Genomic DNA, 12,337 nt, shown 5'->3' with positions numbered 1-12,337 from the left:
CCACCTCGGTTTGACACTGTGTCAATATTGGGCTTAGACTTGGTCGCGTCAAAAAATTGACAGAGTGTCAACGTGTCGCATCGATGGGACCGCCACTCAACGTGAGGAGAGCGCAATGAACGGACGGAACCAGATTTCCGTTGCAACGGCAGGAGACGCACGTCGCGCGCAAATCGTGCATGCGGCACGCGAAATCTGCCTGGAAAAAGGCTTCTCGAAGATTACGGTCAGCGATATCGCAGGCCGTGTCGGCATGACCCGATCGCTCTTCTATCACTATTTCCAAGACAAGGACCAGGTCGCCGACGCCGTACTGGACGACGTCATCGATGAAGTCATCACCGTTTTGGAGGAGTGGAATCGCAACCGCGAAGTGGGCAACATCTCGAAAGCACTCGACGACGTGGTGCGCCTGACGCGCGGCCTCATCAACGATGAGGGACCGTTCAGTCAGCGCATGATCGCAGACGGCAACGCGGAACTGTACATCAAGTTCATCGACCGCGCCGCCGATCGCATCGCCGAATACATCTGCGCCTCAACCGTGCGTGATTTCGAACGGTTGCACGGCATGCCGATCCGTAACGTGCATGAGACCTTCTACACGCTGATCGTCGGCCTGATTTCACTGATCAGGTTGCATCCCGACACCGATGACACCGTTGTCAGACAGGTTGCGGCGCAGACGCTGCACCTGGACCCGTACATTGAGTGAGCGGGGCTCACGCATGTACCCGAGTGAAAGGAAAAGCGATGTTGTTCCAAGTCTATGGCGACACCGCCGTATATCAGTGGATCGGCTGGATCCTTGTCTTCTGCTGCCTGATCGGCGCCAATGAGCTGGCCCGCCGCACCAAGACCGGCGGTATCGTGGCGTTCCTGGTCGTTCCTGCGATCCTGACCGTCTATTTCATCACCATCTATGTAGCCGCTGCCGCCGGCGCCGAATGGGCGCTGACCAACCCGACCTACGTGCACATGACCAGCTGGTTCCATTATGCGAAACTGTACGCAGCGACCGCGGGATGCATCGGCTTCATGGCACTCAAGTACAAGTGGGGCGCCATCGGCAAATCCGAATGGTTCAAATGCTTCCCGTTCGTAATCGTGGCCATCAACATCCTCATCGCCGTGGTTTCCGACTTCGAATCCGCGATCCGCGCATGGGGCACCACCTGGGTCTCCACCGAAGGCGTGACGCTCATGGGCGGCTGGCACAACGTGTTCAACGGCGTGGCGGGCCTCATCAACATCGCCTGCATGACCGGATGGTTCGGCATCTACGTGTCGAAGAGGAAGCAGGACATGCTCTGGCCCGACATGACGTGGGTGTTCATCGTAGCCTACGACCTGTGGAACTTCTGCTACACCTACAACTGCCTGCCCACCCACTCGTGGTACTGCGGTCTGGCGCTGCTGCTTGCACCGACCGTCGCCAACTTCTTCTGGAACAAGGGCGGCTGGATTCAGAACCGCGCCAACACACTCGCCATCTGGTGCATGTTCGCGCAGGTGTTCCCTGCCTTCCAGGACGAGTCCAAGTTCGCCGTGCAGTCGGTGAACAACCCGAACGTGAACCTGACCGTGTCGATCATCGCACTCGTGGCGAACGTGCTCGCATTCGGCTATATCATGTACCGTGCCAGGAAGCAGCACGTGAACCCGTGGCTGCAGGAGGTGTTCACGGGCACCAAGGACTTTGAGCAGGCCATGGCCCGCCGCGAAGATCTGGCGGCCTGAACCGTGCGGCCTGCATGGCGATAACGCCAATCCGACGACTGTACCCGAACTTCGCCTTGTCAATGGCGAAAGCGTCGGGTACAGTCCTTTCGCAGTCCGCTACAAGCTTCCGGTGCACATAGACGGACGCCATATCCGGCGCCTTCACCGACCGTCGAATCGGTTACTTCGCCTCACCCTCCGGAAAGATGATCTTGTAGATCGGAAAGTAAATCACCATCTGCACGCCGCCATTGATGACGGTAATGAGGATGTTGTACACGGCCGGCGCGAAAAACCGCTTGCACAACGGCACATACAGGCCCATCAGGAAGCTGCACACAATGGTGATGAGCACGAACGCCACCACATACCAGGCTATTTGGAACCACACGTTGCCATGTGATTTGAACGTGATGTTGCGCTGCATCGGAAAGTTCACGCACTGCGCCATGAACAGCGTGATGGCGAACGCCGCGAAATACCCCATGCCGCCCGTCGCATCACCAGTGACCGGATAGTCGAACACGTACGTATCGACCGGTCCAAGAGCCAGATGGATGAGTTGGCATGGTATATCGCACCAGTTGGTGTTCGCGTAGAACAGGTTGGGCAGGAACGTGAGCATCACGTACTGCAGTATGGTGACGAACAGTGAGAACGCATAGAACATCACGAACTGCGCGATCAGCCTATGCTTCGCCGCGAAGCGCCGCCACCACACGGCAATCGGACCGCCGTCGTGCCCACTGATGATTTCAGTCCGTTCGGGCATCATCCCTCCCACCTCGTCGAATCCGCACGATTCACGATGCCGATCGGCTCGACGCTCACCTGCGCCGATAGCCTGCCGTCGCTTATGTGCAGCACCGCCGTACCTTCTTGCGACTGCGGCATCCTCACCACGGCGAGCGCCTCGCCATAGTAGGTGCCAGTTTCGCCGGTGACGAAGCTGCCCTTGTTGCAAGGTGCGGCGCAACCGAAACCGAGCAGTTTCGCTCCGCCGACAGCTTCGTCAGTGTCTCCGCCGGCCCCGCCTCCCTTGCCGTCGGGACCGATCAGTGTCGCACGTAACGTGCCTCGCTCAAGTGGTTTGGTCACGCCGTGCCCATCGGTGTAGCGCACGCGCACGTACGCAAGTTCACGACCCGTATATTCCACGGATGCGCTCAATCGTGTTTCGGCAGAAGCGCTGACCAACTGATTGCGGCCGATTTCACGGCCGGATTCATCGTAGGCCACGGCTTCCAGCGTGCCCGGCTCGTATGTGCATGAGAAACAGGCGATGCAATCGTTGCGCATTGCCTTGCGTCCGATTTCACGGCCGTTGAGCACCAAGGAGACGGACGCGGCCCTCGCGTAGACCTCAACGTTCGCCTTGCGGCCTTCGCAGCCATTCCAGCTCCACGAGTCGATGGCGTTGCTCATCTTCCACGCGCTCGGCGAATGCTTGTCTCCCGTATGGTTCACCGGGCAGACAGCCAACCATGGTCCGGAAGCCTCCTCCAACGCCACACGCGTGTAATATGCCTCACCCAATGCGCGGCCGGTCAGGTCCACCCGTCCCGAACCGGCGGTCAGCCAACCGTATTCGATGTTCAAGGTCGCATAATCCTCGTACTCCCAGGCCCCCACGCCGGTTTCACCGATGTAATCCATGCCCGCCCATACGAAGTCGCCAATCAGCCGCGGTTCGCGTTTGGCGAGCTCGCGGAAGCGGTATGCATCGTTGCAGAAGGTTTCGGAGCCGAGAATCAGTCGATCCGGATACTTCTTCAGGTCGTGAACATATCGCTTGATGCCATAGTTGTAGCCGGCCACGTCCATCGCGGCGAACGCATCTCGCGTCACCCAATCGCAAAACGGCAGCGCAGCACCGGTCTTCATGAAATCGGCGCCCAGCACGCCGGCCATATTGTTGAAGAACTCACTGCCGACAGCCTTATGCTTGTCGGCGGCCTGTCCTGCGGCACGGCGCTTCTCGGCGGCCTCGGCCTCCTTCGCGGCCTTCTTGTCGGAATACTGGCCAAAGCCGATCGACGAAAGAAAATTGAAGAAGATGTTCACACCGCAGGTGACAGGACGGGAGTCGTCAAGCGCATGCAGATATTCAGTCATCGCACGCGTGAGCGCAATACCGCGCTTCTGCGCCGTTTCCGACACCTCATTACCGGTGGAGTACAGTATCACACTCGGATGGTTGCGATCCTTCATCACCATGTCGGCAAGATCACGACGCCACCATTCGTCGAAATAATCAACGTAATCATGCTGCGTCTTATGAATATACCAATGGTCGATATACTCATCCATCACCAGCACACCAAGTCGGTCACACGCCTCCAACAGTGCTTTCGAACACGGATTGTGCGCGGAACGGATGGCATTGTAGCCATTCGCCTTCATCAGACGAATCTTGCGCTCCTCGGCGTCGGCATACGCGCATGCGCCAAGCACGCCGTTGTCATGATGGATGCACGCGCCCTGGATGATCACGCGCTCGCCGTTGATCAGCAGTCCCCCGCTCCCCCATTCGAGCGTACGGATACCGAACGTGGTCGCAGCCTCGTCGGAATCCCCATGTTGCGTGGTGTAACGCGCGGTGCACACGTACAGTTCCGGACGGTTCACGGACCATGGTTTCGCGTCGGCAATGCCGAACTCATACCTGTTTACCCCAGCCTCGCATGGTTGCGTGACACTGGCTGCGATCCCGCCCGCCATGTCGGCGATTTCAATGTGCACACTGCCTGCCGCAGTCGTTTCTACCTCGACGCGGATACGTGCGGTGCCATTCGCCGGATCCGCGGCGATAGTACGCACGAAGAGACCGTCCACGGCGATATGCTCGGCGGGCGACGTCCACAACGTGACGGGACGGTAGATACCGGCTCCGGAGTACCAACGGGAATTCGGCTGATCGGCATTGCGTGCAATCACGCGAATCTCATTGTCTTCACCGAAACGAACGCGGTCGGTCAGATCAACGTAAAAATTGGTGTATCCGTACGGGCGAAACGCCGCCTTCTCACCGTTCACCCACACCTCGGCATGATGATAGACGCCCTCGAATTCAAGCAGCATCCGACTGCCGGCCATATCCCGTTCCGGCATGAAATGCTTGACGTATTCATAATCGCGACCTTCGAACCAGCCGGAATTCAATCCACTTGCCGCGAGCGCATGGCGCGGCTCATACAGCATCGCATCATGTGGAATCGTAACGGCGGTCCAATCCTCATCGGCGTCAAGATGGCGATAGGCCCAGCCTGCATTGAAATCTGCTGCCTGCATGATGATTCCTAAAATCTCCTCTGAAATTGCAACGTATGGCATGGCCACCGGCGACGTCTTTGCGAATCGCAATCACTGCGATCGGCGCTCGCCGCCGGATGGCCTGATGGTGGTGCCGCCCATGCGAACGGCATATGGTCGTTATTCGGCGGCCGGTTCCAGCATGACCGCCGTATGTTGTGCGTCCTTGGCGGTGAACGCCTTGACGACGAGCAGGAGGATGGCCACGAGGTAGCATGCCACACCGATCAGTGCGACATTGAGCGAGGTCTGCTCCGATGCCGGATAGTTAACCGGAATGAAGTAGATGTCGGCGGCAAGGCGCACGCGTTCAAGCACGAACTGCGCGAAGCTCACCAGTAACAGCACTTCGGCTCCGATCAGCAGTACGTCGTTCAGCACCGCCGGTAGACGGTTGCCTGCGAACGCACGGGCGGCGAGCGCCACGATCGCCACCACGCTCAGCGCGATGACCAGCGCGCTCAATCCTTGGCCGGCCATGTATCCGGTCGTCGAATTGACGAGGTAGACCATCAGTCCGATGAGCGTCGCCGCTGCGGCCGCAAGCTCGGAAACATGGGTTTTGATTGTCGTTGCCATGATCGTTCCTTTCACTTCGAAGCCGCCGTCGGACCGTTGGCCGCATTGCGGGCGGGACGGATGCGGGTCGTCGTATAACCGGCCAGGCCGATCAGGGTGACCACGCCGGAGGCGGCGATCACGCCGAGATAGACCGCACGCCACCACGTCATGACGTTTTCGGTGTGTGTGCTGGAGTTCACGCCGTTCATCGCGTTGGAGTTGGCGATGGCCCAGAGCGAATAGTGCATGTTCTGCTTGATGGCCAGGAGCATGTCACGGTCCTTGCTCAGCGTGGCGGCATCCCAATACTTCACGCCCTGATTGCCGAAGCCGCAGAAGGCTGATGTGCCTGCGAGCACGGATTCCTTCGGCGCCGCATGGGGCGAGACCGAGGTGAAGTCGGTGACGTTGTAGCCGGTGAAGCCCCACTCGTCGCGCAGGATGTTGACCATGACCGCGGCGTTGGCGCTGGAGGCGACCGCACCGATGCGGTTGTAGGAGGTCATCACGCCGAGCGCACCTTGGGTGTAGGTGTTTTTCTTGGCATCGTCGGATTCGAAGGAAGCCGGCTTGCCGTTGGCTTCGAAGGCCTGCTGGAAGTTGCGTAGTTCCATTTCGCGGGCTTTTTGCTCGCTCATGAACGTGGCTATGCCGGACCTGTTGATCTCCTGATCGTTGAATGCGAGATGCTTCACGTTCACCAGCACGCCCTTGGACTGCGCGCCCTGCACCACGGCGGAGCCGATGTATCCGGATAGGATCGGATCTTCCGAATAGTATTCGACGCCACGGGAGTTATAGGCGTGACGATGCAGATTCATGGCCGGTGCGATCATGATCGGCAGACGGAATACCAGGCTGCTTTCGCCCAGAATCACTTCGCCGTTGCGGTAGGCGAGCTCCTTGTTCCAGCTGTAGGCCAGGTTGGTGGGAGAAGGAGCCACTCGGGAGCTCTTGTCGGCGTAATCGTCGGCATCCGCATAGGCCTTCCCCTGATATTGACCCTCATTGAGATAATGGGAGTCGGATCCGCCTGGACCGTCATCCGTGGTCATTTCCTGCAGGCCAACGGAATCGATTGCGCCGATGGCGTGGAACGCGGTCTCCGCGAAATGCATGAACTCCTTGACGGAAACCTTGCTGGTCAGCTCGTCCCAACGCTCGTCATCGTAGGAAGCGCCCTTCATATCGTTGAGAGTCAGGCTGCTTGAGGTGTCGCCGATCGTGATGTCGGAGACGTCGCCGTCCGACTTCAGGTCGATGAAATCGTTGTTCAGCAGTTTGGAGACTTCCTCATTGGCGCTGATGCCGGAGTAGGTCTTCGGAAAGGTGCCGTTCCAGTCGGAACGGGTCAGATACGTGACCGCGCCCTTGTCAAAGGCGTTGTAATCGGTGGCGTACTTGCCGTCGGAGAGCTGGTTGGTGATCTTGGTTCCGGTGCTGGAGGTGGCGAAGGTATCGGCATCGACGTCGCCGTCCCACGACCACGTATAGGTCTTGGTCTTGTCTCCGGCGGCGGTCATGCCGTCGGATTCGGAGTATCCTTGCGCGGCAAGCACGTTGTTCAGGGCGTCATGCACGTCGTCGCCGATGGAGAAGTAGTAGTCACCCGGATCGACGATGTAGGTCTTGGCCTTGTTTGAGTCATAGCTGGCAAGGTTTGACAAGTCCACCGTCATGGTGATGGTCTGCGAGTCACCCGGCTTGAGGGCGTTGGTCTTCTCGAAATCCATGAGTTGGATCGCGGACTTCTCCACGCCGTTCTTCTTGTCGTAATCGGTGTATGGCACGGAAGCGTACAGCTGGATCACGGACTTGCCTTCCACGGAACCGGTGTTCTTCACGGTGACCGTGGCGACGGCGGTTTTCTTGTCGCCCTTGATCTCGACGCCGTCAAGCTTCTGTTCGAACGTCGTGTAGCTCAGGCCGTAGCCGAACGGATACACCACTTCGTTGGCGTAATCCCATGTACCATCCGCAGTCGCGACCGTGCCGTCGGAAGCGGCATAGGTTCCGGCCGAAGCCGTGTCACCGCCATTGCCCATGACGATGTCGGCGTAACGGGTTTCGTAGTAGCGGTAACCGGTGTAGATGCCTTCGGCCTCCATCAGATAGGAGTTGACGGCCGCATCTTCGGAAAAGTCGGAGGCGTTCTTCCAGGCCACGTTGCCATAGTTGCTCATGGCCGGCGCGACGGCACTGTTCTTGGCCATCACGTCACCCAGGTGGGCTGAAGGGGAAACCGTGCCGTTGAGCACGTCGGCCACACCATAGAAACCGTATGCGCCCGGATAGCCTATCCACATAATGGCATCGATGTCCGGATCGTCCTGCAGGTTGGCGATCTCCATCGGATTGGTGGAGTTGACGAGTACGATCACCTTGCTGAAATTGGCCTTGGCCTCGTTGACCAATGCCATTTCCTCATCACTCAGGGAAAGGATGTTGCCGGTCACGGTATTCACGCCGTCGGCCAGACCGTCCTGGCCCGGATAGTAGCCGTCGCCGTTCTCGCCAGCGGGACGGCCGACGACCACGATTGCGGCATCCTGATATTCGCCGTATTGCGACTTGTATTCGGGATTGAGCTTGGCCAGTTCGTCGAGGCTCAGCTCGCACGGGTCGTTGTACTTGGTGATGTCCTCATATTCGGGAAGGATGCCGCCGCCGAACTGCGGGGTGGTCCATTTCTTGTCTTTGAAATAATTCTGATAGGCCTTGAGCATGGAGGGATTGATCTGGAAGCCTTCCTCCTCGAACGCCTTGGTGATTTCGACGGTGGAATTGCCGTCGGTCACGGAACCGCCGGAGCTGCCATATACCGGGGCATAGCTGCGCACGCCGAACATGGTGATTTTCGCGCTCTTGGAAAGCGGCAGGGCGTTATCGCTGTTTTTCAGCAGCGCGTAGGTCTCCTGCGCCTCGTCCATGGCCGTCTTCTTAAAGCCCTCGTACGCTTCCTTGGCGGTTTTGTATTCGGATTTGTACGTCCAGCTATCGCCGCTGTCGGCGGACTGGTCCGTTACGGTTCTCTGGCTTCTGGTACCGACGAACGCGTCAAGGGACGTACGGTACGTCTCCATGATCGTTCCCGCCATGATGGCGACGGCGAGAAGCAATGCGCCCACAGCGGTGATACCGCGCCACAGGCCTGTACGCTCATGCATCTCTTACTCCTTGAGTTTCAGCATCTCTGCAGGAATCTTCGACGGTGAAAATCCCGTGCCTCCAGTGTGCTTGAACATTCGGCGGCGCATAAGCGTCACTTCGTGAACGGTCGACGAAACGCGCCGAACGACACCGCAGTCCGCGCATGGCCTGCAGACGGCGTTACTGAAGTGGCAGGATCACCGTCAATCTGAAGATGCCGTCGCGCGCGGAAATCGACATGTACCCGTGATATTGCCGGGCGATCATACGAATCGACCGCGTGCCGAAACCGTGATATTGCGTATCGCCTTTGGTGGTGACCGGCAATCCGTCGGAAAACGCAAGTTCCCCGGCAAACGGATTCTCGACGCGAATCATCGCCATCCCCTTGCTCTCGCATATCCGCACGGCAATGTATCTCTCCGCATCGTCCGGCAATGCCGATACCGCCTCCATCGCATTGTCGAGCGCGTTGCCGACCAGCGAGTAGATGTCGGAAGGTTTCATAAAGTCGAGCAGACCGCCGTCGACCATGCGGTCAAACGATATGCCGCGCTGTTCGCAAAGCAATGATTTGCTCGCCAACAGCACATCCAGCGTCTCATTGCCGGTACGCACGGAAGAATCGTAGATTTCAACAAGTTGCTGCAGCTCGCCCGCCTGCTCCTGCGAGATGGCGGGGCCAAGTTGCACGATCTGTTTTTTCAGATCATGCGTTTTCACATTGATCAGATCGATGGTCTCCTTCGTGCTTTCCATCTGCTGCTTCTGCTGTCGCAGCAGATGACGTAGCACCTCCCCTTCCGCATGGGCGCGCTGTTTGGAGACGAGTTCGATGGCGAGTTCGAGCATGAACACGCAGGTGACGAAATCGAACAGGCTGAACACGGTGAATGCCGCCGCGCCGGATGCCGGCGAGGCGAGGAAGTTGAACATGTTGGTGAATACGCTGACGCACAGCATCATGCCGACCATCATGGCGAACACCGATCGACCGCCCACCATCGAAATGTCCTTTTTCGCCATCGGTCGGGCGAATACGGCATAGGCAAGGCAGTAGAGCGGGATCTGCACGAACGAATACGCATAGGTGTCGATCCATGCACCATCCGGCCAGCAACGGTGCAGGCCCACCGACAACAGACGTGCACCGCGGTAGACGAGATGCTGCATGGCGCCGGACATGACGAAGTAGAACAACGCCTGACGGATGTTGACCTTCCAGCATTCACCGATCCACGCGATCAATAATGCGAACACGATGATGTTCTGCACGGTGACGGTCCACAGGTTCTCCGGCACATAGCCATGCCACAGCATCGATTCGACAAGCATCACGGCGGCACCGGTCAGTGCACGCCACCAGAACATGTCACGGCGTTCCAACCACCAGGTGAACAGCAGCGTGGAGACCATCAGCTCCACGACCATGCCATTGTCGGTGAAGAAAGCCAGTATCACGTCGATCGCCTGCACCATCGTTCATCCATTCCGTTGACCCGCGTCACACTGCAATATGCCTTTACATCACATTGCCATCGCCCATGCTTGCGGCGAGCGCCACCATGAAGGCCTTTCTGTATGTCCTGCCGATGGTCACGTTTTCACCGCCGGAAAGAGTCAGCCCGTTGCCTTTGACGGCGACGACATGACGACCGTTGACCACGAACGCCTTGCTGCAGCGCAGGAATCCACGGTCGCCGAGCTTGTCTTCCACATCCTGCAAGGTGCCGGTACCGGTCAGAATGCCGCGCTCGGTATGGTAGAGCAGATTATGATTCTTGACTTCGATATACTCGATGTCGCGTAGGAGCACACGTTGCGTTCCGGCTCGTTGCATGATCATGACGGACGCCGATTCCTCACCGCGAATGGCCACGGCACGGCGGAGCTTGCGTTCGAAGTCGTTGTAGGAAAACGGCTTGATGACGTAATCCAACGCATCCACCTCATACCCCTTGGCCGCGAACTGCGCCATGTTCGTCACGAACACCAGGGCGACCTGCCCGTCAAGGGCCCGAAGCCTGCGCGCGGCGGCCATGCCATCCATGTTCGGCATCTCGATGTCCATGAACACGACATCCCACACCGGCCGGTACCCCTCAAGCAGACGCGTCGGCTCCGAAAACACCGTCACATCGAACCGCACACCCGGATGATCCCGCGAATAACGCGCAAGACACGCCTCAAGCCTGCGCGCAGCATCGGCCTCATCCTCGACGACCGCCACCGTGAACATCCACACACCTCTTCGTTCGTACCGTCCGGAACCTCTCCCTGTTCACAGGATACCGTGTCTCCATATTCCGGTTCCGCGGGCGGCAGACGCTATCGGCATACCCATCAAGCCTTCCTAATCGAGAAAATTTCCGGTGAGGGGGTCACGATGGTCACGCGCAATGGCTTCGAGCGTCTGCTCTTCGCCGTCACGAGCCTGCGCCTCGGCGACCGCCGGCGGCACGAGCACACGCAATGCCCGGCTTTGCGCGGTGACCTTGACCGGCAGATGGCCGATGTATTCACCATCGGCCATGAACACCGGCGGCTCGTCACCGTCATCGGCACGACTGATCTCGATTTCGCGAATGCGCTGCCACCCAAATACCTTGCTGGCGAGAAGCCTGCCATTGTAGGCGTGCGAGATGGCCTCCGCGCATTCGACGAAGTTCGGCACATGATCCATCCATATCAGATCAAGCAAGCCGTCCGAGAATCGCGAATACGGCGAAACTTCGATGCCTCCGCCGATATGTCGCGAATTGGCGACCGTAAGCAGCGGAGAGATGATGTCACGCTCGTCCACCGAACCGTCGGCAAGCGTTGCCTTGATGTGGTAGCCATACCGTTTCATGTGGGTCAGTTCCACCAACACGGCCGCAAAATACCGTAGGGTACCGTTCGGCAGATGCGAATGGTTGGCACGATCGTTGATGCTGGCGTCCAGACCGCACGACAGCATGCCCGCATAGTAACGGTTGATATCGAGGCTGTTCGGCTCGCCTAGGTATTCGTCGGTGAAATCCAGTCCCATGTTCGATTGCAGCGGATCAACGGCCAGAAGGCCTCGTACGGTATGTGCGGTGACGGCTGCTTCCTGCACTCTCGGCAGTTCGTCACCGGTGCTGGAATCGACCGCATAGCCACCTGGCAACGATGTGACCAGACCCATGTCCACGTCGATATGCGAACCTCGCATCATGGCGCCGACGATGCCGTCGACGGCGGTTTCCACACGATTGACCGGCAGCTCGAGTCCACGCGCGAAGTCATTGCCGGAACCGGTAGCTACGATGCCCAGTGGCTTGCCGCTGCAACCGACCGCATTCGTACCCAGTGCGATCATGCCGTCGCCGCCGACCACCACCAGATAGTCGTATTCGTCCCGACGACTTTTCGCCTTAACCAAGGAGTCCTCGAAACTCGTGCCCGTCACATCGATGACTTCGAAACCGTGCCTGTCCCCGGCGGATTGCAGCAGGCTGATCACCTGTTCACCGGTTTTTGCTCCACGGCCTTTGTTCGATGTCGGGTTCCCCACCACGGCAACGGTCATATTCGAATGTGACGATTCGTTCATACCGTTACGATAACC

The 12,337-nt window shown here is 58.6% G+C and carries 9 protein-coding genes; 2 read left to right on the top strand and 7 right to left on the bottom strand.

The annotated features are described in order from the left end of the window. The first annotated feature begins 115 nt into the window (after positions 1 to 115). Both HMPREF1494_RS08505 and HMPREF1494_RS08500 read left to right on the top strand, forming a co-directional pair. The gene (locus HMPREF1494_RS08505; protein WP_003837739.1) at positions 116 to 715 is read left to right on the top strand and encodes a TetR/AcrR family transcriptional regulator; all 600 of its coding nucleotides are present in this window, start codon (positions 116 to 118) and stop codon (positions 713 to 715) included. 38 nt (positions 716 to 753) lie between these two features. Next, the gene (locus HMPREF1494_RS08500; RefSeq protein ID WP_003837742.1) at positions 754 to 1,740 is read left to right on the top strand and encodes a DUF5692 family protein; all 987 of its coding nucleotides are present in this window, start codon (positions 754 to 756) and stop codon (positions 1,738 to 1,740) included. Positions 1,741 to 1,903: 163 nt separating this feature from the next. On the opposite strand, the gene HMPREF1494_RS08495 is transcribed toward HMPREF1494_RS08500, so the two are convergent. The 7 genes from HMPREF1494_RS08495 to HMPREF1494_RS08465 form a co-directional block, all read right to left on the bottom strand. Then, complete coding sequence (locus tag HMPREF1494_RS08495) at positions 1,904 to 2,494, bottom strand: hypothetical protein (protein WP_231495385.1); 591 nt, start codon at positions 2,492 to 2,494, stop codon at positions 1,904 to 1,906. Then, positions 2,494 to 5,013 (bottom strand): glycoside hydrolase family 2 TIM barrel-domain containing protein, encoded by a 2,520-nt coding sequence (locus HMPREF1494_RS08490; RefSeq protein WP_034522081.1) that lies wholly within the window; start codon positions 5,011 to 5,013, stop codon positions 2,494 to 2,496. Before HMPREF1494_RS08490 ends, HMPREF1494_RS08495 begins: the two co-directional genes overlap by 1 nt. A 141-nt stretch (positions 5,014 to 5,154) precedes the next feature. After that, on the bottom strand, positions 5,155 to 5,613 hold the full coding sequence (locus tag HMPREF1494_RS08485; RefSeq protein WP_003837747.1) for a hypothetical protein: 459 nt from the start codon (positions 5,611 to 5,613) through the stop codon (positions 5,155 to 5,157). Between the two features lie 11 nt (positions 5,614 to 5,624). Beyond that, on the bottom strand, positions 5,625 to 8,762 hold the full coding sequence (locus HMPREF1494_RS08480) for a glycoside hydrolase family 3 C-terminal domain-containing protein (RefSeq protein WP_034522077.1): 3,138 nt from the start codon (positions 8,760 to 8,762) through the stop codon (positions 5,625 to 5,627). Positions 8,763 to 8,925: 163 nt separating this feature from the next. Beyond that, positions 8,926 to 10,224 (bottom strand): ATP-binding protein, encoded by a 1,299-nt coding sequence (locus HMPREF1494_RS08475; RefSeq protein WP_034522074.1) that lies wholly within the window; start codon positions 10,222 to 10,224, stop codon positions 8,926 to 8,928. A 43-nt stretch (positions 10,225 to 10,267) separates the two neighbouring features. Further along, positions 10,268 to 10,984, bottom strand: a complete 717-nt coding sequence (locus tag HMPREF1494_RS08470; RefSeq protein WP_034522071.1) for a LytR/AlgR family response regulator transcription factor — start codon at positions 10,982 to 10,984, stop codon at positions 10,268 to 10,270. 114 nt (positions 10,985 to 11,098) lie between these two features. Next, positions 11,099 to 12,322, bottom strand: a complete 1,224-nt coding sequence (locus HMPREF1494_RS08465; RefSeq protein WP_034522068.1) for a diacylglycerol/lipid kinase family protein — start codon at positions 12,320 to 12,322, stop codon at positions 11,099 to 11,101. Between the last annotated feature and the right edge of the window lie 15 nt (positions 12,323 to 12,337).

Source organism: Bifidobacterium sp. MSTE12, assembly GCF_000513015.1.
In the GTDB taxonomy this organism is placed as follows: domain Bacteria; phylum Actinomycetota; class Actinomycetes; order Actinomycetales; family Bifidobacteriaceae; genus Bifidobacterium; species Bifidobacterium dentium.
This window is presented reverse-complemented; position numbering and strand designations above follow the sequence as displayed.